The sequence below is a fragment of the Vibrio sp. R78045 genome (assembly GCF_042466085.1).
Lineage (GTDB): Bacteria > Pseudomonadota > Gammaproteobacteria > Enterobacterales > Vibrionaceae > Vibrio > Vibrio cyclitrophicus.
Map to the genome: position 1 here is coordinate 828,705 of NZ_JAXHBS010000013.1, position 25,738 is coordinate 854,442.

The 25,738-nt window shown below is 44.6% G+C and carries 22 protein-coding genes; 10 read left to right on the forward strand and 12 right to left on the reverse strand.

Features of this window, described 5'->3' with window-relative positions; translation table 11 throughout:
* Nucleotides 1-102: 102 nt before the first annotated feature.
* From xdhA to SJY39_RS14335, 5 genes are all read left to right on the forward strand, one after another.
* Nucleotides 103-1,548 (forward strand): xanthine dehydrogenase small subunit, encoded by a 1,446-nt coding sequence (gene xdhA / locus SJY39_RS14315; RefSeq protein WP_032546004.1) that lies wholly within the window; start codon nucleotides 103-105, stop codon nucleotides 1,546-1,548.
* A complete protein-coding gene (gene xdhB, locus SJY39_RS14320; protein ID WP_016793181.1) occupies nucleotides 1,541-3,931 on the forward strand; it encodes a xanthine dehydrogenase molybdopterin binding subunit in 2,391 nt (796 codons plus the stop codon). Before xdhA ends, xdhB begins: the two co-directional genes overlap by 8 nt.
* Nucleotides 3,932-3,985: 54 nt before the next feature.
* Nucleotides 3,986-4,867, forward strand: coding sequence for a xanthine dehydrogenase accessory protein XdhC (gene xdhC / locus SJY39_RS14325; protein WP_016785518.1), 882 nt, complete (start codon nucleotides 3,986-3,988; stop codon nucleotides 4,865-4,867).
* Between the two features lie 59 nt (nucleotides 4,868-4,926).
* Entirely contained in the window at nucleotides 4,927-6,261 is a 1,335-nt protein-coding gene (gene guaD / locus SJY39_RS14330; protein ID WP_016793180.1) for a guanine deaminase, read from the forward strand.
* Nucleotides 6,262-6,543: 282 nt separating this feature from the next.
* A complete protein-coding gene (locus SJY39_RS14335; RefSeq protein WP_010432753.1) occupies nucleotides 6,544-7,425 on the forward strand; it encodes an AEC family transporter in 882 nt (293 codons plus the stop codon).
* A gap of 111 nt (nucleotides 7,426-7,536) precedes the next feature.
* Here the strand turns inward: SJY39_RS14335 and SJY39_RS14340 are convergent, their stop codons facing one another.
* From SJY39_RS14340 to puuE, 12 genes are all read right to left on the reverse strand, one after another.
* Nucleotides 7,537-7,917 carry a carboxymuconolactone decarboxylase family protein gene (locus SJY39_RS14340; RefSeq protein ID WP_016766958.1) on the reverse strand — a complete coding sequence of 127 codons (381 nt, stop codon included), beginning with the start codon at nucleotides 7,915-7,917 and terminating at the stop codon, nucleotides 7,537-7,539.
* A gap of 60 nt (nucleotides 7,918-7,977) precedes the next feature.
* Entirely contained in the window at nucleotides 7,978-8,334 is a 357-nt protein-coding gene (locus SJY39_RS14345; protein ID WP_010432749.1) for a MerR family transcriptional regulator, read from the reverse strand.
* Nucleotides 8,335-8,377: 43 nt separating this feature from the next.
* Nucleotides 8,378-8,896: a hypothetical protein gene (locus SJY39_RS14350; protein WP_010432746.1), complete on the reverse strand. Its 519-nt coding sequence runs from the start codon at nucleotides 8,894-8,896 to the stop codon at nucleotides 8,378-8,380.
* A 285-nt stretch (nucleotides 8,897-9,181) separates the two neighbouring features.
* Nucleotides 9,182-10,684: an RDD family protein gene (locus tag SJY39_RS14355; RefSeq protein WP_010432742.1), complete on the reverse strand. Its 1,503-nt coding sequence runs from the start codon at nucleotides 10,682-10,684 to the stop codon at nucleotides 9,182-9,184.
* Between the two features lie 353 nt (nucleotides 10,685-11,037).
* The gene (locus tag SJY39_RS14360) at nucleotides 11,038-11,511 is read right to left on the reverse strand and encodes a GrpB family protein (protein WP_010432739.1); all 474 of its coding nucleotides are present in this window, start codon (nucleotides 11,509-11,511) and stop codon (nucleotides 11,038-11,040) included.
* A 16-nt stretch (nucleotides 11,512-11,527) separates the two neighbouring features.
* Nucleotides 11,528-11,767: a hypothetical protein gene (locus SJY39_RS14365; RefSeq protein ID WP_016787543.1), complete on the reverse strand. Its 240-nt coding sequence runs from the start codon at nucleotides 11,765-11,767 to the stop codon at nucleotides 11,528-11,530.
* A 201-nt stretch (nucleotides 11,768-11,968) separates the two neighbouring features.
* Nucleotides 11,969-13,294: a hypothetical protein gene (locus tag SJY39_RS14370; RefSeq protein ID WP_016793179.1), complete on the reverse strand. Its 1,326-nt coding sequence runs from the start codon at nucleotides 13,292-13,294 to the stop codon at nucleotides 11,969-11,971.
* A 278-nt stretch (nucleotides 13,295-13,572) separates the two neighbouring features.
* Nucleotides 13,573-14,892 (reverse strand): urate hydroxylase PuuD, encoded by a 1,320-nt coding sequence (locus SJY39_RS14375; RefSeq protein ID WP_016787541.1) that lies wholly within the window; start codon nucleotides 14,890-14,892, stop codon nucleotides 13,573-13,575.
* A 14-nt stretch (nucleotides 14,893-14,906) separates the two neighbouring features.
* A complete protein-coding gene (locus SJY39_RS14380; protein WP_010432729.1) occupies nucleotides 14,907-15,467 on the reverse strand; it encodes an ureidoglycolate lyase in 561 nt (186 codons plus the stop codon).
* A 14-nt stretch (nucleotides 15,468-15,481) separates the two neighbouring features.
* A complete protein-coding gene (alc, locus tag SJY39_RS14385) occupies nucleotides 15,482-16,468 on the reverse strand; it encodes an allantoicase (protein WP_016793178.1) in 987 nt (328 codons plus the stop codon).
* A 123-nt stretch (nucleotides 16,469-16,591) separates the two neighbouring features.
* Entirely contained in the window at nucleotides 16,592-17,107 is a 516-nt protein-coding gene (uraD, locus tag SJY39_RS14390; RefSeq protein ID WP_010432721.1) for a 2-oxo-4-hydroxy-4-carboxy-5-ureidoimidazoline decarboxylase, read from the reverse strand.
* A gap of 22 nt (nucleotides 17,108-17,129) precedes the next feature.
* The gene (puuE, locus tag SJY39_RS14395) at nucleotides 17,130-18,068 is read right to left on the reverse strand and encodes an allantoinase PuuE (RefSeq protein WP_010432718.1); all 939 of its coding nucleotides are present in this window, start codon (nucleotides 18,066-18,068) and stop codon (nucleotides 17,130-17,132) included.
* Between the two features lie 411 nt (nucleotides 18,069-18,479).
* Between puuE and uraH the strand changes: the two genes are divergently transcribed.
* The 5 genes from uraH (at nucleotide 18,480) to SJY39_RS14420 (ending at nucleotide 25,685) form a co-directional block, all read left to right on the forward strand.
* On the forward strand, nucleotides 18,480-18,833 hold the full coding sequence (gene uraH / locus SJY39_RS14400; protein WP_016793177.1) for a hydroxyisourate hydrolase: 354 nt from the start codon (nucleotides 18,480-18,482) through the stop codon (nucleotides 18,831-18,833).
* A gap of 247 nt (nucleotides 18,834-19,080) precedes the next feature.
* Nucleotides 19,081-20,424 carry an NCS2 family permease gene (locus tag SJY39_RS14405; protein ID WP_016793176.1) on the forward strand — a complete coding sequence of 448 codons (1,344 nt, stop codon included), beginning with the start codon at nucleotides 19,081-19,083 and terminating at the stop codon, nucleotides 20,422-20,424.
* A 262-nt stretch (nucleotides 20,425-20,686) separates the two neighbouring features.
* Nucleotides 20,687-22,138 carry a nucleobase:cation symporter-2 family protein gene (locus SJY39_RS14410; protein ID WP_016793175.1) on the forward strand — a complete coding sequence of 484 codons (1,452 nt, stop codon included), beginning with the start codon at nucleotides 20,687-20,689 and terminating at the stop codon, nucleotides 22,136-22,138.
* Nucleotides 22,139-22,315: 177 nt separating this feature from the next.
* A complete protein-coding gene (locus tag SJY39_RS14415) occupies nucleotides 22,316-23,680 on the forward strand; it encodes an 8-oxoguanine deaminase (RefSeq protein WP_010432708.1) in 1,365 nt (454 codons plus the stop codon).
* A gap of 766 nt (nucleotides 23,681-24,446) precedes the next feature.
* Complete coding sequence (locus tag SJY39_RS14420) at nucleotides 24,447-25,685, forward strand: alpha-xenorhabdolysin family binary toxin subunit A (RefSeq protein ID WP_016785510.1); 1,239 nt, start codon at nucleotides 24,447-24,449, stop codon at nucleotides 25,683-25,685.
* The last annotated feature ends 53 nt before the right edge of the window (nucleotides 25,686-25,738 follow it).

Genomic DNA, 25,738 nt, shown 5'->3' on the forward strand with positions numbered 1-25,738 from the left:
TTTTGTAAATAAATAGTTGACCCTTAGGTCAGGATGGATAATTATTGACCTAGAAGTCAAAAAGAATACACATGGAAATATGTCGATTTACAAGGAGGTCTCTTGATTACTTTTTTGCTCAATCAGGAAATAAGACGTGAAGATAATCTGTCGCCAAATATGACAGTGCTCAACTACCTTCGTACCAAAGTTAATAAAACGGGTACAAAAGAAGGTTGTGGGTCGGGTGACTGTGGTGCATGTACGGTAGTTCTGGGTGAAGTGGTTAATGGACAGCTGCAATACCGCTCGGTGAACTCTTGCCTAACTTTCGTTTCAGCGCTGCATGGCAAGCAACTGATCACAGTAGAAGATCTACAAAACCGAGATCGCTCTTTGCACCCAGTACAGAAGGCGGTGGTAGATTTTCACGGTTCACAGTGTGGTTACTGCACACCGGGCTTCATCATGTCGATGTTTGCACTAGGCAAGAACAAACCCGATGCAAGTAAAGAAGACGTCATGGAATCACTGGCGGGTAACTTATGTCGCTGTACTGGCTACCGACCAATTGTTGATGCTGCGATGTCACTTTCAACAGACCAGCCTTTGATCGACCAATTTGCTGAGCTTGAACGCAACACCATCAAGAAGCTAGAAAGTATTCAAGACACCGAAGCCAACTTACGCCTTGGTCACCTCACCGCTTTTTCCCCGAAAAGCACCGATGAACTGGCCAAGCTTTTTCAAGCGCATCCGAACGCTAAGCTGGTTGCTGGCGGTACGGATTTAGCACTGGAAGTGACGCAATTCCATCGCGAGATTGAAACACTGATCAGCGTGAACCTTGTTGAAGACATGAAGGTATGTGAAGAGAGCGACACCGATTTAATCATTGGTGCCAACCTGCCTATCAGTGATTCTTACTCACTACTGAAAAAGCACTACCCAGATTTTGGTGAACTGTTGCATCGCTTTGCTTCACTGCAAGTACGCAACCAAGGCACCATCGGCGGCAATGTAGCCAATGCTTCACCTATCGGTGACACCCCTCCTCTGCTGATTGCCCTGAACGCGAAGATCAAACTTCGTTGCGGTGACGAGTCTCGCACAATGCCGATTGAAGATTACTTCATCAGCTACAAAGTGACAGCGCAGAAAGAGAGTGAGTTCATTGAACAGATCATCATTCCTAAAACAAGCAACGACAGCTTTCGAGCTTACAAACTGTCTAAACGTTTAGACGATGACATCTCTGCGGTGTGTGGTGCGTTTGATATTCAAATCGAAGATGGCAAGGTTTCTTACGCTCGTATCGCCTTCGGTGGTATGGCTGCAACACCTAAGCGCGCGGCGCGTTGTGAAAATACGTTATTAGGTAAACCGTGGACAGACGCTAATATTAAGTTAGCGATGCAGGAACTGTATAACGACTTTGAGCCGCTATCTGATTTCCGTGCCAGCCAAGAATACCGTTCATTGTCGGCGGCCAATATGTTGCGCCGTTACTTCATTGAACGACAGAACAAAAACAACCAAATCGAAACAAGGGTAACGTCTTATGTCTAAATCACACGAGCATGCGATGACCCACGAAGAGATGGTTACCATTGCAAAACAAGACCTAAAAACTGGCGTAGGTAAAAGCGTTAAACACGATAGTGCAGCCAAGCAAGTCACAGGCGAAGCGGTGTACATTGATGACCGCCTAGAGTTCCCAAATCAACTGCACGTCTACGCACGCCTGAGCACTCAAGCGCACGCCAACATCACCAAAATAGACCTATCTCCGTGTTACGAATTCGAAGGCGTGGCGATTGCCATTCAAGCCAAGGACGTACCGGGTGAACTAGATATCGGTGCCATCTTACCGGGTGACCCACTGCTCGCTGATGGCAAAGTAGAATACTACGGCCAACCTGTGATTGCCGTGGCAGCCAACGATTTAGAGACGGCACGCAAAGCCGCACATGCAGCCATTATTGAATACGAAGAGCTACCCGCCATTCTTGATGTAAAAGAAGCGCTAGAGAAAGAGCACTTCGTAACAGAAAGCCACACTCAACAACGTGGTGACTCGAAAGCCGCGCTGGCAAAAGCAAAACACGTGATCTCAGGTGATCTAGAGATCGGCGGCCAAGAGCACTTCTACCTAGAAACTCAAATCAGTAGCGTGATGCCAACCGAAGACGGCGGTATGATCGTGTACACCTCGACTCAAAACCCGACCGAAGTTCAAAAGTTGGTTGCGGAAGTGATTGGCGTGCCGATGCACAAAGTCGTGATTGATATGCGTCGTATGGGTGGTGGTTTCGGTGGTAAAGAGACTCAAGCGGCCTCTCCAGCATGTATGGCTGCGGTTATTGCCCACCTTACAGGCCGACCAACCAAAATGCGTTTGCTGCGCAATGAAGACATGCAGCAAACCGGTAAACGCCACCCGTTCTACAACCAATATACGGTCGGTTTTGACGACAATGGTATGATTCAAGGTGCCGACATTACCGTTGCAGGTAACTGTGGTTACTCGCCAGATTTATCAAGTTCTATCGTCGACCGAGCAATGTTCCACTCAGACAACGCCTATTACTTAGGTGATGCAACTGTGGTCGGTCATCGATGCAAAACCAACACGGCATCGAATACCGCTTACCGTGGCTTTGGTGGTCCGCAAGGCATGATGACCATCGAACACATCATGGACGAGATTGCGCGTTACCTGAAAAAAGATCCTTTGGAAGTACGTAAGGCGAACTACTACGGCGAAGAAGGCCGTAACGTGACCCATTACTACCAAACCGTTGAAGACAACTTTTTACCTGAGATAACTGAACAGCTTGAACGCAGCAGTGACTATCACGCACGTCGTAAAGACATTGCCGAGTTCAACAAGCAAAGCCCTATTTTGAAGAAAGGCCTTGCGATCACACCAGTGAAATTTGGCATCTCGTTTACTGCGACTTTCTTGAACCAAGCAGGTGCGCTCATCCATATCTACACCGATGGCAGTATTCATTTGAATCACGGTGGTACGGAAATGGGGCAAGGCTTGAACATCAAAGTGGCACAAATCGTTGCACAGGAGTTCCAAGTCGATGTCGAACGTATCCAGATCACCGCTACAAACACAGGCAAAGTTCCGAACACATCACCAACCGCAGCCTCATCGGGCACCGACCTCAACGGTAAGGCCGCGCAAAACGCCGCAATGACCATTAAGCAGCGTCTGATTGACTTCGCGGCTTCGCACTTCAAAGTGTGGCCTGAAGAAGTGGTATTTAAGAACGGCATGGTGCAAATCCGCGATGAGATCATGACCTTCAACTCGTTTGTTGAACTGGCTTGGTTTAACCAAATCTCGCTGTCGAGCACTGGCTTCTACCGCACTCCGAAGATCTATTACGATCACGAGAACGCGCGCGGTCGCCCGTTCTACTACTACGCATACGGAGCATCTTGCTCAGAAGTTATCATCGATACCCTAACCGGTGAAAACAAGATTCTGCGTGTCGATATTCTGCATGATGTGGGCGCTTCACTGAACCCTGCGATTGATATCGGCCAAGTCGAAGGTGGCTTTGTGCAAGGTGTCGGTTGGTTAACGACGGAAGAGTTGGTTTGGAACCAGCAAGGCCGCTTGATGACCAATGGTCCTGCGAGTTACAAGATCCCGGCGATTGCTGATATGCCAATTGATTTCAGAACGCATCTTTTAGAAAACCGTAACAACCCAGAAGACACCGTCTTCAACTCGAAAGCCGTGGGTGAACCGCCTTTCATGTTGGGTATGTCGGTATGGAGCGCACTGAAAGATGCGATTAGCTATGTCGCCGTCGATGGGGCGATTCCTAAGCTCAACACACCTGCAACGCCAGAACGTATTCTGATGGCGATTCAGGAAGTCACTGAAACGGCTCCGACTTCGGTCGATGCTCAATCAGAAACGGCTTAAGGCTCATATAGATCGTTTAGCTTGGGAAGCATAAAAAGGGATTTAGGAGGACATATGTTTAAGGATAATTGGATTCACGAACTGGCAAAACTGGAAGAGAACTACGAGCCATGTGTAATGGTGACGGTGCTCGAAGACAGGGGGTCTGTTCCACGCGATGCGGGCACAAAAATGCTTGTCACTCGTGACCGAATCATAGCCACGATTGGTGGTGGTCACCTTGAACATGTGGCCACTAAAATGGCTCGCGAAATGCTGATTGCCAGCGAAAAATCGCTCAAAGTGGAACGCTTCAACCTAGGCGCTCGTTTAGGCCAATGTTGTGGCGGAGTGGCAACGTTAAGCTTCGAACCGATTGGCACTCAGCAGAACCACCTTGTGCTGTTCGGCGCAGGCCATGTTGCCAAAGCGCTGCTGCACATTGTCGCAACCCTGCCCTTCCGCGTGACCTGGATTGATGAGCGTGAAGAAGTATTCCCTGAAACGCTGCCACACGGTGTTAAAAAGCTTGTCTCAGATGATCCGGTTGGCGAAGTGAAACACATGCCACCGAACAGCTATTACCTTGTGATGACGCACAACCACCAGCTCGATTTCGACCTGACCAAAGCGATTATTGACCGTGAAGATAGCCGTTACTTTGGCATGATTGGTTCGCTTACGAAGCGTAAGAAATTCGACTTCCGCTTAGAGCAGCGTGGCTACAGCCAGGAACAGATAGAAACTATGCTTTGCCCGATTGGCATTAGCACAGTGAATGGCAAACACCCTGCGGAAATTGCGGTATCGGTTGCAGGTGAATTGATCGCACACTATCAAGGCCAAGCGCTTGAACAAAAGCGCCCGACCAAACACTATCGAAATCAAGATTTGACCGTTCAACACAGTCAATCAAGCGATATAGGTGAGCCACCATTGGAAGAAAAGATCGCCTAACACAAGTCGCAAAGCTTCAATGGACAAGATCTCACTGAAGTCATTAAAAGGAAGTAAACATGACAACGCAACGCAAAGCTTATCGCGCCAGTATTTTACATAGCGTAGCCGATCCAAAAGATGTCGGTATCGATGAGTCTTACGACTATTTTGAAGACGGTGTTTTAGTCATAGAGAACGGCCATGTCGTCGATTTAGGGCATGCCAATGAAGTATTGGCTCGCCAACCAAAAACACTCGAAGTAAAAGAATACAAAGATAAGCTGATCACCTCTGGCTTTATTGATACGCACATCCACTACCCTCAAACAGGGATGATTGCATCTTATGGTGAGCAGCTTCTTGATTGGTTAGAAAACTACACCTTTCCAGAAGAAAAGCGCTTCAAGAACCCCGTCTACGCACAAAAAGTAGCCAAACTATTTCTTGACGAACTGGCCAGCAACGGTACGACTACAGCATTGGTATTCGGCACCGTACACAAAGAGTCGGTGAATGTATTCTTTGAAGAAGCCGAAAAGCGTAACCTACGCATGATAGCGGGCAAGGTACTGATGGATCGCAATGCGCCCGATTACCTCACAGATACACCAGAATCAGGCTATGCTGAATCCAAGGAACTGATTGAGAAATGGCACAACCGCAGACGTTTGCTTTACGCCGTGACACCTCGCTTTGCCCCAACCAGTACACCAGAGCAACTTGCTACTGTCGGTAAACTGCTAGAAGAATATCCCGATGTGTACATGCATACTCACCTTTCTGAAAACGAGAAAGAGATCGAGTGGGTGAAATCGTTGTTCCCAGAGCGCAACAGTTACCTAGATGTGTATGACCATTACGGATTGCTTCACAAGCGTTCGGTATTTGCTCATGGTATTCACCTTTCTGATTGTGAATGCAAACGCCTTGCCGATACTGAATCTGCCATCGCATTTTGCCCAACCTCAAACCTATTCTTAGGCTCGGGCTTGTTTCGATTACCTGAGATGGAAGATCACGGCATTCGTGTCGGTATAGGTACCGACGTAGGCGCTGGTACTAGCTTCTCAATCCTGCAAACCATGAGTGAAGCGTACAAAATCATGCAGCTACAACATAAGAAGCTGCACCCGGCTAAGTCGCTGTTCTTAGCAACACTAGGCGGGGCACGTTCACTGCATTTAGAAGACAAGATTGGGAACTTGGAAGTCGGAAAAGAAGCGGATTTCGTGGTATTGGATCTACACGCCACTCAGCTGATGCGTTTTAGAATGGAACAAACCACTAAGCTTGAAGAGAAACTGTTTGTATTAATGAGCTTGGGTGACGACAGAACCGTTAGCGAGACTTATATCTACGGCGAAAAAGCCTACGACGTTAACTTTAAAGATTATAAGAAGCTCGTTAGCTAATCTTAAAGTCGAGTAACAATCGCTAGATAGTGGCAACCGTCGTTTATTAAATAATCCGTCCAGATTTATCTAGCTTTTAAAGACCAGCCGTTAACACTGCTGGTCTTTTTTTGTCATTAATTCAAAGAAATATAAATTATTGCTCATCGTGTGCTTCATACCCATGACGTGGCCGGCTTATATTGATAGGTTAGGTTTACTCGGTGAGAGTTTGCACATTTTTTCAGACAGTCAGCTTTTTCCGTTTAAAACAGAACCAACACTCTCTTAGAAAGGAATTCTATGTTTGAACAGGTCGTCAGCATTCTGTTTCCCGTTTTTGCTTTAGCCAGTGCTGGCTTTGCAGTCGGTCGTTGGCTTAAGCCCGATTTTAAACCAATCAATCGCATCAACATGGATGTGTGTATTCCTGCGCTAGTATTTGCATCGCTGACCACCATGCCTCTCGACACAGAACAACTGCCACTCATCACCGCTTCTTTAGTTGCGGTACTAGTGCCAGCATTGTTGATGATTCCGATCTGTAAGATCTTTAAGCTCAACTTCAAAGCTTGGGCTCCCCCACACATGTTTCGTAACAGTGGCAACCTTGCAATTCCCCTGTTCACTTATACCTTTGGCGAAAGCGCATTAGCCCCTGCAGTACTGCTATTTGTGGTGTCGGCATGTGTCCATATTAGTGTAGGTTTGGCATTACTAAGTGATGGTAACCCGATAAAACAGATTCTTAAGATGCCGATCTTCTTAGCCGCTGCATTAGCGATGACGCTCAACCTGTCTGGCATTGCAGTGTGGAATCCAATCTATGAAGCCACATCGCTACTCGGCCAAGCCGCCGTGCCTATCATGTTGTTGTCGCTGGGCTCGCAAATGGTGAACTTAAAGCTAAGCGGACTCAAAGTTGGCTTATTTTGTACCGCTCAATCGCTGTTTACAGGATCCATCGCCTTTACCATCATCTACTTCTTTATCCCGTTGCCTACGTTGCACCTACAAATGATGGTGTTGTTCACCATGTTGCCACCCGCCGTGATGAACTACCTGTTCGCTGAAAGGTTCAATGTAGAACCTCCGAAGGTCGCGTCTATGGTGTTGTTTGGTAACTTCTTGAGCGTGATTACCTTACCGATTTTGCTGTCGTTCGCGCTGTCTTTGTCGCCTTAAAGAACCACGAACCTTCAGGTTTACGACCTTTAAAACTTAACAAATCAATAAAAAGGGAGCGCAACTTAGCAGAGTTGGCGCTCCCTTTTCAGACTATATTTTCTGTTTATCTTAGGCTGTGTTTCTTTCAGCAAGTACTTCCTTGAAAGCAAACATGCCATTGAGTGCCGAAGGGAATCCCGCATAGACCGACATCTGCAATATCACTTCTTTGATCTCTTCCTCGCTACATCCAACATTGAGTGCTGCATTCAAATGTACCTTAAGCTGAGGCGCACAATTGCCAAGTGCAGTGAGAGCTGCCACGGTCGCAATCTCTCGCGATTTCAAATCCAAACCGGTGCGTGAATAGACGTCACCAAAGGGATACTCGATAGTATATTTGGCAAGATCAGGACAGATATCTTGCAGGCTTTCGATAACCTGTTGCCCTGCTTCTCCGTCGATATGATTAAGCCTTTCTAAGCCAGTTTCAAAACGTGATTGATTCATGAGTCTGTTCCTGTATTTATAGTTCACAGGAACACCTTACAAGTTAGAGTCGACTCTAAGTCAACGGACTTTTCCATCTCGATACAAACTAATTTTTTGCTCTAACGCTGCCAGATGTTTTTGTTGCTCTTCGATATGAGCTCGCAAATTCTGTTGATGTTGTTCGAGTAACACTTGCCGCTGAGAAGTCGACTCTGGCCCTAACTCCCTCAGCTTTGCGTACTCTAGAATTTCATCCAGTGGCATTGCGGTATCTTTCAGGCGCTTCACAAACTCAATCCAAGTAACGTCCTTCGATGTATACACTCGATGGCCGCTACTGTTTCGTTGAATATTTTTCAGCAAGCCTATTTTTTCATAATAGCGAAGCGTGTGAGCCGACAACCCCACCAACCGAGAAAACTCACTCACATTCATTACTTCACCTTTTCTATCTGGGTATAAGTACTAGGAACTCAAACTATGCGCACTTATCTAATTTGAGCTCTGCGGTCACTTTCGTCAAACGTAAAGCAATAGCAAAACACACTAAGTAAGGACTCACATACCAAAAGATGCTTTCTAGTGGCTGCTTCACCTGCGCTTCTCTGGTTTTTATGTACTGGTTTTTCTGCTTCTCATACTGACTCAGCATACCACTCACCCACACGGCGTCGCTTTCCACCAGCGATACGCTAGGTTCAGGAACCGTAAAATCGGCAGCATTGGGCAACAGAGTGAAATCGACATCTTTGAATGTGATCGCTGTATTCAAATACCACAAACACGCTTCGTGGTACTGACCATTAATGTCTAAAGACGGCTGACCGGTGCAGAGATCACTTCTTAATTTATCCAAAGAAAACTGCTGAATCGACTCTAAAATAGCGACCGCTCTGGTTTGTTCTGTCTCAACCCAATCACCGGCCACCGATGCGCGAATTTCAGACACAGCACCAAGCATGCCGATACCCGCCAACAACGGCCATAAATAATCCATCAATTTCCACTTTCGTCGGCTCAAGTTGAACCCACACAAAATTGGAATATGTAAGATGAGCGTTAGCCCTAGTGATAGCAAAACGAAATTCAAAGAGCTAGAGAGCATGAGTTCGCTATCGAAGAAGTTCTTCATAATGAGAAACTTGCCTGTATAACAAAGAGAAATTTGATACTAGGTTCGATATTTGAAAAGAGTGTAAGGGGAAGGTAAAAACAGCACCAAGATTGGCGTTGGCGCTGTTTATTTGAGCATATAGTTACCGAGACTAAACTTACTTCGGAATTATTTGATGGTACTAAAATCGAGGTTTCTAGGAACAGCAACACTAACAACCTGGCTTCCCGCGATTAAGTCATGCAAGCAACGTCTGTTTTTACGTAAAGCAAATAGATAGTTTAGCAACGCAATAAATTGACCAATCAAAGGGATATATATAACGACTGTCATCGGTAGGACTCGTTTACCCAGTATATTGAACAACCCCATTTGTTCGCCCTTCATATCGACAATCGCGATTTCCATTACATTTTTGCCAATAGTCTGCCCTTTCTTATGCAGTAAATAACCATTCAACAAAAGGAACACGAACCAACCGTAAGCAGTGACAGCTATTAGTTCTGCTGTATCAGCCGTCCCTGTTTCAAATATTTTTTGGAAATAATCGGTATAGAGATAAATTGGCGTCACAGTAGCTACAGCAATTAGGACATCAATAAAAATGGCCCAAAAGCGTAACCATCTAGACGCAAGTCTTACTTCAGGTACATTTTCAACTGTCGGTGACAGGCTTTCTAATGATTCGTGCTTATTTTTCCCCAAATTGTTGGCTGACACACTAACAACTTGAGTGCCTGCGATTAAGTCATGCAAGCAACGTCTGTTTTTTCGGAAAATAAAAAGAGAATCCAACATGGATATTAAATGGCCAGTGATAGGTATAATAGTAAAGGTAATCATAGGTATCATTCGTTTACCCACTATTTTATATAACCCTATAGATTTACCTTCCATATCGACAATCGCAATTTCCATTAGATGTTTGCCAATCGTCTGTCCCTTCTTATTCAGTAAATACCCATGTACCAATAAAAACATCAGCCCTAAATAGGCATAGACAGCAGCGACTTCTCTAAGGTCTATCACCCCTGTATCGATTGTTTTTTGAAAATAATCTGTATACATAAAGATTGGCGCAATGATGGCAGCCGTAATAACACCATCAATAAAAAACGCTAAAAGACGAGGCCATCGAGATGCAGGGATAACTTCCGTTGTATTTTCACTAATTTCAGAGTTGTCGCTACCTGAACTTTTCTTTGAAACAATGACAACTTGAGTGCCAGCGATTAAGTCATGTAAGCAGCGTTTGTCTTTGCGAAAAACAAACAGATAATCTAACGTCGGTATAAATGGACCAATAAAAGGTATGTAAGCTATAGCCACCATAGGAATGATTCGTTTGCCCACTATGTTTAGCAAACCTATTTGTTTACCTTCCATATCGACAATCGCAATATCCATTAGATTTTTACCAATTGTCTGCCCCTTCTTGTGAAGTAAGTACCCTTGGCACAAAAAGTAAACCACCCAACCATAAACAGTCAGAGCAACTTGTTCTGTTAGCTCAATGGTTTCACTGGAAAGCAATTTATCGTACAAACCGCCATATAGAAAAACAGGAACAATGAAAATCGCACACACGAAAACATCAATGATAGATGCCCATAAACGAGACCATCGAGACGCGAGTACAATTGCAGGGGTGTTTTCTATTGCTTCAGACATGTCCTTTCCTAAGGTGGTATTGATTATTGGCGTAGAGGAATCGATTTTGATAGCGCCAAGTTGACGTACTGATAGACAAATCTTGAAATTATTCCGAAAGAAAACACTTTGCTTTCAACGGATAAGTCACGCTTTATAAAATCACGCGAAACATAACACAAACCTATAACTCCACTAATATTCCATGCAATATATGTGAGCTTAGTTGCGTAAATTTTAGCAATTAAACCTTGGTAAGATAGTTTGAAGGAAATTTAAGAGGATAAATCTTCACAGGCTCGTTGTTTTTGCTTAACACTCTGTATTAATAAGATTTTTGTTAATTAAAAAATGAGATATTAGGGGCACTGTTGCTATTTCACAGCCAGCACATGCTCGATAAAGTCAGACTTCTTTTCACGGTACTCATCTTGTGGCCAACCTTCGCAAGACATTTTGAAGGTGTTATATTGCTGAACTAATGCCGGATTCGCACGTAGCTTGTCACGAAACCTTAGAAAGCATTCGAACTCAGAACCATTGGCGACCACTTGCAACGCCACATCATCCCCTGATGTAGACGCCAACATACAAAGTTCGGGTGTTCTTAAGGTATCGAGTTTCTCTTTAAAGCCAAGTGTTGTGAGTCTCTCTATAACATCCTCAAGTTCGCCAAGTTCAACACCTACGAAGATATCCAAATCACCCTTAGACAAGGCAAAAGGAATAGAAGATGCGCCTACGTGCTCAACTCTCGCGTTAGGGATGAGCTTTTTGATGTCACGTCCGTATCGGACAAACAGCTCATTGCAAGCCGCTTGATATTGTTCAGCGGGGTAAAATTTCATGTATCCTCACTCCGAATCACAAACTATTGAACACACCAATTACTAACAGAAACAACACGATGCTAATAGCTCCGATATAGGAGATTCTGATTCGCTCTTTTTCAGTTGGAATCAATGAGGGAAAGCGCCCTAGTGTGAATGCTTTACAGACTATCCAGCCAGATCCGTAACCAATGAACTCAATCACTAACGACTGAAACATATATCTGAAGAATGCACTTAATGCCCTAAAATACGCGACTATCACCTCTTCCATTTTCTGCCCTAATTAAAGTCAATTTAGAACAGAAAGTGCCATGGGTAGAGATTCAGATCAAGAACCTTATATGGAACTATCGGTGCGATAACCAGCCCTATTTCATTCTACTCAATGAGGCAATAAAAAATGCAGCTAGGGAAAGCGCCAACTGTTTTAATTAGCGCCTTAAGTCAGTTAAACAAAAAATTTATTCGCTCACTAACAAACCTGATTAGAACAACGAACAGCGAGACAATCAACTAATTCACGTTGATATTTCTCGACAACTGAAAAAGAAAGAATAGGCTTAAGTAGTTGCTGAATGTCCTCAACTGAAGTATTAGAAAGTAGTGTTCCTTTATAATTTATCGATAGATTTTCTTGAGAGTTAGGGCTCTTAGTTCCTAACAATATGTTTAGCTTAACCATACGAGCAAGCTCTTCCTGATATAAAAAGAAATTGCGTAAATGCGTATCGTTAACATAAGATTTAGCGTCTTGATGAATAGTTAACACATCTTCAATCATCTTATTTAGCTTACTTCGAGATTCAATAGCGGTTTCCATTATTTTTAGCCATTGGTTTTCTTCTTGGGTCAACAATGATAATAAAAATAACGTCCGAGCCTTATTATAATCAATAAACCCCGGCCACATAATATCATCGCCACACGCTAGATGCGCTCGCTCAAACTGCTCACATGCTGATCTAAAGTACAAGATTGCATCTTCTTTATGAGAAGGAGATATAGAGCTCACTTTGTCTAGTAACAAATCAACGCCGCCAATAGACAGAATATCTACGTCCTTCAAACCCAAAGAACTAGAAAGAACATACATTGCTTTTTTATTAAAATAGAGTCCTAAGTAATTATGATATATCGTTTTAGTAACTGGATTACGAAGAATTGGGCCTCTAACGTGCAGTAAATCAGCATGAATGTTGAAATTCCTATCCGCTACAAAACTCTGATAAGAAACGACAGCTTTGAACAACTTTATCGTCTCGGTAATCTGAATAGCATTACCTTTACTAATGGAATGCAAGATACCACGCCTTCTCTCTACTTCAACAAGGATAGAGTCCATACGTTTTCGATACTCCAGCTTATCAATATCGCTGGCGTTAAACACCGCTGGAAACAATACGATCAGGTCAATCATATATTGAAGAGTATCGGCGAAAAGAACAGCTGTGTCAGATTCCTTTTTTAACTTAATTTCTATTGATTTGAATAACTCTTCACCGAGCTCTTTTTCATTACTATGCTGGAATCGATTCACTAGTTCAGGTACCGATATTACATAGTTTTCATTATCAAGAATATTACCGTCCATTTTAGTAATATTGTTTACACTATCAATTGATGTATAGGTACGAACAGCTATAAAAAGAGCCAAGACAGCTATACAAAAGCCAACAATTGATATAGTAAAGTTAAGTAGGTCTTTACCTTCTTTTATGTAGTAAATCCAAATCGCAAATGCTGCTGATAGAGCAACAAGTATCGCAATCACAAAATATATTATCCTAATCGCTCTCATACATTCCCTTTAATATTTTTATTAGATAATACTAAAATATGAGATGAGTTTCATCCATATAGATAATTCACTTTCCCGATTGCCCAAAAACAAAAAGCCCCGGTTATAGGAACCGGGGAAACAGGGTGGGATGAGTTTGGCGCGTGCCCGAAACTAAACTCTCCCCAAGCCTCACCTAAGACTCATGCTCTTAGGTAAAGGGTGCTGATTACTGTTATTGCAAAGTACTGTTATTGCAAAGTACTGTTATTACAAAGTACTGTTATTACAAAGTACTGTTATTGAAGCGTCGCGCCTTGCTCAACCCAAGTGCCGATGAGTGCACGTTCTGCATCGGTCATTTGAGTCATGTTGCCAAGCGGCATCACCTTGGTTGTTACGGTTTGAGCAACAATTCTTGGTACGTTGGCTTTAATCTCTTCTGGGGTATCAAACATCACACCGGCTGGCGCAGCAGCAAAAGCGGCGTGGCTCGGGGTTGAGGAGTGACACACAGAACAGCGCTCTTGAATGACTTTGTTGATGGTTTCAAAGCTTACGCCTGCGCTAGCCGTTTGCATTGCGTGGTCTGCAGGAACAGCTTGAGAACGAGTCGTCGTTGAAGCTGTGCCGTTCGAAACAGCCTCTTCTGTCGTCGATTCAGTCGCGCTTACTTGCACTTCTTGAACCACTGGCGCTTGTACAACCGGAGTCATCTGCTTTTTCGCGTAAGGCGAGGTAACAAATGCAAGCGTGATCATCCCCAATGCCGCTACAGGTACTGTCCATGCAAACTTCTGGCTACCATGACGGGTGTTGAAGTAGTGACGTACCAAGATACTAAAGATCGCTAGCCCAGCAAGAATCAACCAGTTGTATTCCGAGCCATAAGTGCTTGGAAAGTGGTTACTGATCATGATGAACAGCACTGGCAGTGTCATGTAGTTGTTGTGACGAGAACGCAGTAAGCCTTTCGCTGGCAATGCAGGATCCGGTTCGCGCTTCTCTTCAATCGCTTTCACTAAGTTACGCTGCGCCGGCATGATAACGCGGAATACGTTACCCACCATGATGGTACCAATGATGGCCCCTACGTGGATGTAAGCGCCACGACCACTGAACACTTGAGTTAGGCCATATGTTGCAGCGACTAGTAGTACAAACAGCACAACGCCAAGCAACACGGGGGTTTTACCTAATGGCGAGTCACACAGTAAGTCGTAAATAAACCAACCAGCAACGAATGAACCAATACCAATCGCGATTGCCGTTGTTGAATCAAGGCCAGAGCCCGGTGCAATCAGGTAAATTTCAGCGTTGAGGTAGTAAACCACACCCAGTAGACACACACCGGTGATCCACGTGAAGTAAGCTTCCCATTTGAACCAGTGCAGGTGCTCTGGCATCTCTGGTGGCGCAAGTTTGTACTTCTCTAGATGATAGATACCACCGCCGTGAATCGCCCATAAGTCACCTGAAAGGCCCGTTTTAGGGTTAACTCGGTTAAGGTTGTTTTCTAACCAAACAAAGTAAAATGATGCGCCTATCCACGCAACACCAACAATCATGTGAGCCCAGCGTATTGCTAAATTCAACCATTCTGTAATATGCGGATCCATAATAAACTCCTGTATCACAACGCTTTAGCTAAGCGTTGCTCTTCCTTGTTGTCTTCCGTTGGCAAATCTTCCAAATGCAATGCCACTCGATCGCTGTCGAAATAAACTTCGTCACAGTTGTGCCCTTCGCCGCCTCTATCGACGATCAAGAACTGGTCTTGATCGGTGAGGGCGAGAACTGGGTGATGCCACACCCCTTTGTGATAGTTCACTCCTTGACGGCCGTTGCTCATGAAAGCTCGGCTATTGGCTAATGTCGGATCGTCGCCTTTTGGCGCAACAACAATTAAATAGGGTTGACCAAGTAATGGAATGAATGCCTGAGAGCCAAGTGGATGACGCTCTAACATTTTGATGGTCAGTGGGTAGCTCAACGGTGTGGCTTGGAAGATGCTGATGATCGCTTCTCCTTCTTGGTCTTGCACATCCGTTGTCGCTAGCTTGTGGTAACGACGTGTTGATCCACTGTTGATCATGAAGAAATCACTATTATCAGACTCGATAACATCGCCAAACTCTGCAAAAGCCTGCTTGGTTAACGGTTCGATAGATAAACGACGTATTCCATTACTCATACTCATTTCCTTACCTATTTCGCTTTCGTACCAAATAGACGCAAACGGCTGATACCACCATCTGGGAATATGTTTGCACGTACGTGGGTAATCGCACCAAGGTCGTTAACCTCAGAAATGAATTCGTGAATTTCATGTGCTTGCAGTTTTTGTGCTGGCAAGAGTTCACGCCAGAATAGGCTTTGTGTTTCAACTTGGTCGTCGGTGCCACCTTTCACGTAAGCCGCTTGAATTGAGCAGCTGTCTGGGTAGTTACCTTTGAAGTGTGCCGTATCCACAACGATACGTTCGATATTACCTGGGTGGCCTAATGCCACGATTACCCAGTCGTTACCCGGTGTACGACGACGTGCTGTTTCCCAGCCATCACCCATGTTTTCACCGCGCCCAGGGCCTAAGATGTTGGCTTTGTTGCCATAATGTTCATCGCTACATGCGAGTGCTCGGCCACCGTGCTCAACGGCTGCTAGGTCAACTTGTTGCTGAGAGTCTATTGCGTCCCAATCCACGCTTGGTCGGCCATAAACACGTAAGCGTGCGACACCGCCATCTGGGTAGATGTTCAAACGTAGGTGCGTAAATACTTGGTCGCTTTCGATGTCTTCAAGATGATGATGATCGCCTTGTAGTGCCATTGAAGGCAGAATCTCTTGCCACTCTGTTGAGTCTGTTGGCTCACCTTGTGGTGAATAACACGCGTCAATTGATGCCGAAGGTGGGAAGTTACCTGTGAAGAATGAGGTATCAATATCAACGCCAGCAATGGTGCCAGCTAGGCCAAGGCGAACGACACAATAATCGTAACCTTCGCCGCGTTTACGTCTGCTTTCCCAGCCGTCCATCCACTTGCCGTTATCGTCGTATAAGTCGTCTTTCCACTCTGGTGCTGCGTGGCTGAGTAGACGGCTTTTATCTGCGAAAAAATCATCTGTTGCAAAAATAGCTTTTGCGCCGAGTTTTTCATCTGCAAGGTTTATGTACTGTTCAAATTTATGGGTCATGTCCGTGTAATCCTATGAAATTAATCAAGTAATAATAAAATGAGAACTTAGTGGCTTATTCGCTTATAAAGCATACTCTTAGCGCACTAAGACTGGGCTGAGATAGCTGTTAACTCCGTTAACTTACATATCCCAGAGACGAAACATCGCGATCTTATTGATCTCTTGAATCGCCGTAGCAAACTCAGTTTCACTATCATTTCCTAATCGCATCTCGAACGACTCAAGAATTTGGTAACGATTGGCTCCCTTCACCGCCATGATAAAAGGGAAATTGAAGCGACTTTTGTAGCTGTTGTTATAAGAAGTGAATTTTTCAAATTCTTCGGCGTTGCACTGGTCGATGCCCGCCCCCGCTTGTTCTTTGGTCGACGACTCGGTAAGTTCGCCGTTTACTGCTGCTCGACCGGCTAAATCCGGGTGAGCATTGATCAAAGCCAACTGTTTACCTTGGTCTGCACTTAACAAAGTCGATGCCATTTTCAGATGAAGATTCTCGATATGGTCGTCTTCGGCATTCAAACCTTGGTCATACACCAGTTCTGCAACCCACGGGCTGTGTTCGTAGACGTCAGCGAAGTGAGCGACAAAGATATCGCGGTCCATGGTTGTTGGTTGGCATGATCGAAATTTAGTCACGTTAAGCCTCCTTGCTTCACTGCTACTTTTGCGGTTGATGAATAGCGTTATTTGGTTGATATGGATGATGTTGGTGCCAGTGGTTAGCAATATCGATTCTACGACACAACCACACGCTGTCGTGCTGTTTGACGTAATCTAAGAAACGTCTTAATGCAGCAATACGACCGGGGCGGCCAATCAAACGACAGTGAAGCCCAACCGACATCATTTTCGGTGCGGTTTCACCTTCCATATAAAGGGTGTCAAACGTGTCTTTTAGGTATTGGAAGAACTGCTCACCCGAGTTGAAGCCTTGCGCCGTTGAAAAACGCATGTCGTTCACATCGAGTGTGTAAGGGATCACCAATTGCGGATGACCGGTTTCGATGTGCCAATAAGGCAGGTCATCATCGTAGGCATCCGAGTCGTAAAGAAAACCGCCCTCTTCTGCTACCAAGCGACGCGTATTTGGACCCGTTCGACCTGTGTACCAACCTTGTGGGCGTTGACCCGTCACTTGTTGGATGATCTCAATCGCTTTGCTCATGTGGTCGCGCTCTTCAGACTCATCAATGTATTGATAGTCAATCCAACGATAACCATGACTACAGATTTCGTGACCCGCCTCGACCATGGCTTTAGCAACGTCTGGATGACGCTCAATCGCCATAGCAACCGCAAAGACGGTCAATGGGATTTCATATTCATCGAACAAGCGAAGAACACGCCATACACCCGCGCGGCTACCATATTCATAAATGGATTCCATGCTCATGTGACGTTCGCCTTTGATCGGCTGTGCTGACGGGATCTCTGAAAGAAAAGCTTCAGACTCGTCGTCTCCATGTAACAAACAACGCTCACCGCCCTCTTCATAGTTCAATACAAAAGAAACCGCGACGCGCGCATTACCTGGCCATTGAGGGTTTGGAGGGTTAGCTCCATAACCGATCAAATTCCTTGAATAATCCTTATTCATCCAAGTACTCCTAACATAAGTGGTTGGCTTGGCCGCTCTTTCACTGGTTCATCAAAATAAATCAGTTAATGGACTTTCCAAAAATCGAGTAACCTTACCCCTGTACATTTATTGTATACAATTATTTATCTCGATGTAAAGATTTTGTTATTCAAGTTAAATGGTCGCAACTTTTTGAATTAAAAACAACAAGTTAACAAAATTCAAGTTCATTAAAAAGCGATAATCAAGATCTATAAAGTCAAGAAAAACGACAGGTTAGCCAACATTTTTGTAACAATTCGCTTTACTAATTGTGTACAGTTCGTACATAGTTAGTGATAACAAAGTGACCAGTTGCATTCTTTGCAAGGTCGAAATAGACAGATAAACCACGGAACAGAGGAGCGCCAAAAGCGCTATTAAAGGACTATGGGAAGACTAACAACACACATATTAGACACTACTCACGGCTTACCGGGTGCAGAGATAAAGGTAGAGCTTTTTAAGGTCAACGAAGGCTCAACAGAAAAGCTGGTGACGGTACTCACCAACTCCGATGGCCGAACCGATGCACCGATTCTGGCAGGGAATGATTTCCGACCGGGGAAGTATCAATTGGTGTTTTACGTAGCCGATTACTACAGAAGTAAAGGCGTAGAGCTGGATGGCGTGCCTTTCCTAGACGACGTGGTTATTCGTTTCGGCTTAGATGATCCAGAAGCGCATTATCACGTTCCTCTTCTCGTCTCGCCTTACAGTTTCTCCACCTATCGGGGCAGTTAGTCCCGTGACCTAGAACTTCGAACTAAGCTCAACCGTCGAATAATAAACAGATTCACGTGTACATCCCAAAGGGTGTGCACTCACTAAACACGCTCATATAAAAATACTAACAACGTTATTAGTTAGAGAGTTGATGACTAAACAACAGATAACTAAAGAAATAACGGCTAGGAAAAAACCATAAAACTTAATATTGAAACCTCGCTGTATTCAATAAATGGATCACAACATAAAAGGACTTGCTGACATGAGTGAGAGTAAAACAGAAATACTCAACCAAGACGCGAATAACGGAATTTTAGAGAAACTCTTTAAAATTAAGGCCCACGGAAGCAGCGTGAAAGATGAATTAATGGGGGGTGTGACTACCTTCGCCACTATGGCTTACATCATCTTCGTTAACCCACAAATTATGGCTGCGTCAGGCATGGATGCAGGAGCGGTATTCGTCGCAACCTGTATTGGTGCTGCGATCGGTTGTTTGTTAATGGGGTTATTTGCGAACTGGCCTGTCGGACTTGCGCCGGGCATGGGCTTGAATGCCTTTTTCTCGTTCACGGTAGTAAGCGAAATGGGCTACAGCTGGGAAGTGGCACTGGGTGCGGTGTTTATCTCAGGTATCTTGTTTGTCGGGATGAGTTTCTACAAAGTCCGCCAATGGATCATTGAAAGTATCCCTGTGAGTTTACGTTACTCCATGACTGCGGGCGTTGGTTTGTTCTTAGGTCTAATTGGTCTTAAAACAGCAGGTATCGTCGTCGAAAATACAGCGACTTTGGTTTCTTTAGGGGATTTTACTAAACCAGAAGCGCTACTGGCCGCTATCGCCTTCTTGATCATCGCGGTACTCAGTGAGCGTAAAATATTTGGTGCCGTGTTAATCGGAATTTTGAGTGTGACTCTGGTTGGCATGATGCTTGGCTTAGTGCAGTACAACGGCTTCTTCGCAGCTCCACCAAGTTTAGCGCCTACGTTCCTAAAAATGGACATTATGGGCGCTCTCGATGTTTCAATGATCAGCGTTATCTTGGCTTTCCTTTTTGTAAACATGTTCGATACCGCGGGTACTTTGATGGGCGTGGCTGAGCGTGCAAACCTAACTAACCCTGAAACGGGAAAAATTGAAGGCCTAAGCAAAGCGCTTAAAGCCGACAGTATTTCAAGCGTGGCAGGTGCGTGTGTGGGTTGTCCACCAGTCACCAGTTACGTAGAAAGTGCCGCAGGCGTTGCAGCAGGTGCGCGAACTGGCTTATCAGCGATTGTGGTTGGCGTATTGTTCTTAGCGGCAATTTTCCTATCACCGCTTGCAGGCATGATCCCCGCTTACGCAACGTCTGGTGCTCTTATTTACGTCGCATTCGTGATGATGAGCAGTATGCAGCACGTCGATTGGAAAGACTTTACCAACGGTGCTCCCGCTGCAATCACTGCACTGATGATGCCTCTGACCTTCTCTATCGCTAATGGTATCGCACTGGGTTTCATTACCTACACAGTGCTTAAACTGGCGACAGGTAAAACCAAAGATGTGTCTATCTCGATGTACTTCCTAGCCGCGATTTTTGTCGCGAAGCTCGTGTTCATCGGTTAATCAAATCGTTCTTGAGCCGTCTCTTAGACATTTGGTCATTTAGAGATGGCTCAAGAATGAGTGCTTGGTTTGTTCACAAGCCAAGCTATTAAGACACATGCTAGAACAACATTTTTAAGAAAAAGCTAATAGTGCTAATCAGCGGAGTGTAGACGCATTCCGCTCGGTTAGTGCACCTTTTTTATGACCCTACGCAGTTTGTAGAAGTCATTATTTGACCGCCAATCGTCTGTAAACGAAAACGCAGGCAGAGGAATATCAAATGAAACTTCTGTACACCCTAAATGAAAGACCGCCTCATGGGCTGACCCTCCTACTCGCACTGCAACACATGCTCGCCTCGATTGGTGGCATTGTTGCTGTTCCCCTCATTGTCGGCGCTTCTATCGGCCTACCTAACACAGAGATCGTCTCGCTGATCAATGCTGCGCTACTAGCGTCAGGTATTGTAACCGTCGCTCAATGTCTCGGCTTTGGCCCTGTTGGCATTCGACTGCCCGTTGTTATGGGTTCGAGCTTTGCCTTTTTAGGTGTCGCTATCTCAATCGGTAACGAAGGCGGTGTCGCCGCTATCATGGGCTCGGCGCTTATCGGCTCGTTTGTCGTGATTGGTGCCAGCTTCTATATGGACAAGGTTCGGAAACTGTTCCCAACCGTGGTAAGTGGTGTGGTGGTTACCCTAATCGGCTTAACCATTTTACCGGTTGCCATGAATTGGGTCGGAGATTCTCCTGCCAACACGGAACAATTCGCTACGCTACCAAAACTGTTTCTAGCTCTAGTCTCTTTGGGGATTGTGGTTGGTGTATCGGTTTACTGTAAAGGCGCGGTTGCCGCTTCAGCCATCGTGATTGGTTTAGCGGGCGGCTACATTGTGGCGCTATCGCTCGGTATGGTCGACCTTGAACAAATCAGCTCTGCCGCTTGGGTTGGCGGACCTGAACCTTTCAAATATGGCTTTACCTTTTCTGCCAGTGCCATCATCAGTATGAGCTTGGTGTACATCGTGGTGATCGCCGAAGCAACGGGTGACTTCATGGCATTGGGCAACAACTGCCAAACCCAAGTCAGCGGTAAAGATCTAAAACGTGGGCTGTTAGGCGATGGCCTTGGTAGTACCTTATCTTCGATTTTAACAGCGATGCCATTGGCGTCGTTCAGCCAAAACGTCGGCATTGTGGGTATCACAGGGGTAGCAAGTCGCTATGTAGTGGCTGCAACCGGTGGTTTACTAATTTTAGGCGGTTTATTCCCGAAATTAGCTGCTATTGCCGTCACGATTCCGAAACCTGTTTTGGGTGGTGTGGGCTTTGTGATGTTCGGTATGATTGCTTACGCGGGTATCCGCATGTTGATCAAAGCCGCAGACACCAAACGAAATGCCTTGGTAATCTGTGTAGGTTTGGCGTCTGGCTTGGCGGTAACTTTCGAACCAAGACTGCTGCAACACTTACCGCATGATTTGGCGAACTTCCTTCACTCGGGCATTACCACAGGCACCATCATGACGGTTCTGCTAAACCTTGTGTTACCAAAATCATCAAAAGCTGAAGAACAAGAAGCGTTAGCCGAGAGCCAAGCGCAAGTTGAGCTAGAAATGAAAGAACAGGCTGAAGAAGAACTACACTCAGGCGAGCAGTTAGAGATTCAACATGCAAGTACAGAAGCAGACGTTCAAGCGGCATCAGAAAATCCTGAGCCAAAAACGAACTAGCTGATCCCCCAATTTAACGGGTTCACTGACTAGCGTAAAACCGATTTTCACAGAATCAGGGAATGATTAGAACATTGAACGTTTTAACGCCCCCTGATTCGAATTTATCTATCAACAGCAAATACCAACAAAGACCCTCTTCCCTGAAAAGGCTGAGATGGCTAAGGACTACTATGAATGGAAACCATCTGGATTAAGAATCCTCTCGCAATCTACACTGGCTCACAGGCTGATGCAGAAGGCGGAATCGTCATTAAAGGTAATAAAGTCATTGAATTGGTTGGCAAACACAAAGAGCCGACCTTACCCGTAGATTACAGCGTCGACGCCTCTCGTCATGTTGTAACTCCCGGGCTTATCAATGCGCACCACCACTTCTATCAAACCCTAACGCGTGCCTACCCTGGCGCACTCAATAAAGAACTCTTCCATTGGCTACAAAGCCTCTACCCAGTTTGGGCTAACCTCGATTCTGAGATGATGAGCCTTGCTACAGAGCTAGCATTGGTCGAGTTAATGATGTCGGGCTGTACCACCGCGTCAGACCACCATTACTTGCTACCAAACGGGCTTGAGCATGCCATCGATTTACAAGTCGAAGCGGCAGAGAAGCTAGGTGTGAGAGCGATATTTACGCGTGGATCCATGAGCCTTGGAGAAGATGAAGGTGGACTACCTCCACGACACACCATTCAAACTGAACAAACCATTATTGATGACAGCCAACGCTTAATTCGCGATTACCACCAGCGTGATGAAGGGGCGATGATTCAAATCGCACTCGCGCCTTGTTCGCCGTTTTCAGTCACTACAGACCTGATGAAAGAAACCGCCAAGATCAGTGAGCGTGAGAACGTGATGATGCACACTCACCTATGCGAAACCTTGGATGAAGAAGACTTCTGTATTGAGAAATTTGGCCTACGCCCTGTGGATTACCTAGAAGATGTGGGGTGGCTGAATGAACGCACTTGGCTTGCTCATGGTATTCACTTCAATCCAGAAGAGATCAAACGTTTGGGTAAAGCGGGCATTGGTATCAGCCATTGCCCGACGTCCAACATGATGCTGGCTTCCGGTATTTGTAAGAACAACGATCTTGAAGCAGCAGGCGTAAAAGTCGGGTTGGGTGTTGATGGTTCCGCCTCAAACGACGGTTCAAATATGATTGCCGAAGTGCGCATGGCAATGTATCTACAACGCCTGCAATATGGTTCTGCCAATGTTTCACACCTCGATGCACTGCGCTGGGCAACGTCAGGCTCAGCACGCGCAATGGGCAGAACCGACATTGGTACGCTAGAGGTTGGCAAACAAGCCGACCTCGCAATGTTCAAACTCGATGATATTCGTTTCTCTGGTAGCCACGATCCACTCGCTGCATTACTACTTTGTGGTGCTCAACAAGCGGATAAAGTGATGGTGGCCGGAAAATGGCGAGTTAACGATGGTGCCGTTATTGGCGTAGACATGGAGCAACTGATGCACCGCCACCATTCTGCCGCAATGAAGCTAGGTAAACTGGCGATGAATAACAACTAACTAAGATACTTGCCCATCAAAGACTGTAGGCCAAAGCGAACGGCTTTGGTGGGTAAACTTATAAGCATTAGAAAACACCCGCAAGCATCCCAAAAAATCTGCAAACATGATTGCCTCTCAATCTGTATCAATCTATTTCTTTAAATAGTTCTACCTTTATTAAATCGGAAATACAAACAATAACTAATTAAATACAATCTAATTGAATATAATCTAATTTAATTACACCTAATATAAGATCACCTAATAAAACATTCGCTAATAAAAATTCCCGTCATTATAAAAACACCCGTACATTGTTTGGCACAGATCAAATTTAAAACGCTCGTTCTATTTATATATTCATTAAATTAATCAACAGATTTAGTAATAATAAGAATAATGGCGATAATTATATTTTTATCATTTAACACCTTTATGAATAGAATGAAAACCTCTCGAGGCCTTTCCATAACTAGCCTGACAAAAGAACCAAAACTAATGATTCAAATATCATTAAATTCAATAGATCAACAAACGACCAATATAAATCCAAATGTGTGACCTAAATAGAACTTTTCATTATAAATCTGCTATAGATTGACCAAATCTTATAAAAACAAAAAACACATTAAAGAGGTTAGTTTTAAAGAACAAAAAATAATCACAAAAATAACAATATTAAAATATTCAATAACCCTTCATAAATATTTAAAAAATGCCATCAAGTGGTAGGGGGATTATTGTCTTTGCAAAAAGCTAATAACAAATCTAACAGGGCTAAACGATGAAAAAAATCACAAAAACACTTGTATTATCTTCGATATCAATTGGGCTACTTTCCTCTTTTGCACTCACTTCTCAAGCCGCTCCAGTTCAAATCAACCAAGCGTCAGCTGAACAAAACATACCTCAAGTTACCTACGACACGATCATTGGTGAGAATGGCGTCTTTATCGATTTAGAAACTGACAACTTTATTCTTAAGCAACAAGAGTGGTATCAGATTCAAGCCTATGTAGAAGGTGCTTTGGCCCTACCCGTGACAGAAGCCAGTATGAAGTCGACTTTAAGTATTCCTAACGACATTCCTTTCTCTAATTTCCAAGCACTGGTTCAGCAATACTCAAATATTCACGATACCGCCTTTTATTGGAAAAAAGATCTTTATCCAAGCATCGTTGGTCTTTCATTAAGCTTGGCCAATTACGTCCAAATTAAAGACTACATGCTTAACCCACTTAGTGATGCTTTGAATGAAATGCTGGCCAAAGCATTCTCGCCGCTCCCAGAAGATATCGAAGCGGTAGAACGCAATAGAAAGGTGGCGATCGCTTACCTGAAAAGCCTGCAGAGTTTTTCCATGAGATACCAACAAGAAGTGTCTGACGTTGGCGGTAACCTATTGGAATTTTCAGCTACATTAGATACACAAAAATTGCAGTTAGATGTGTTGGAAGGCACTCACAACGGTTACCTAAGCGACGATGGCAGCGCGCTTCAGCAGCGAGTGAATGACATCAATGCGCGTATTACTCAACTCAACAAAGATTACACTCACTACGTTACGGTCGCCTCTACCGCGGTGACTTATGCATGGTTCCCTCTGGTTGCAGGTCCAATCATGGGCGTATATGGCGATAAAGCAGAAAAAGCACGCAAACTTCGTAACGAATTACAAAACGAAGTAAAAGAGCTTCAAGACCAGTTAACTTACACACAGAAAATATATAACTCTTATCATCGCTCTTCAGAGAGTATCGATATGATTTCTCAACAAATAGAAAATGCGATTCCACATATTAATAAGCTGAAACTAAATTGGCAGAAAATGAATGCCGACTTTACTTCACTGCTCGTTGCTTTAGAACAAGCCCAGAATAATGCCGACATCATGAAAGACGACGCAATGCTAGGCGCAATAGGCGCTCTTGCCAATACAACGGTTGCAGAAAGTAACTGGAGTAATATTAGTGAGAAAGCAAAAGCGTTCGCAAACAATGCATATATCCAAGAAATGGAATAGTCCATAGACCTCTCGATCATATAAAAACACAAAAATATAACGCAATAGCCAAA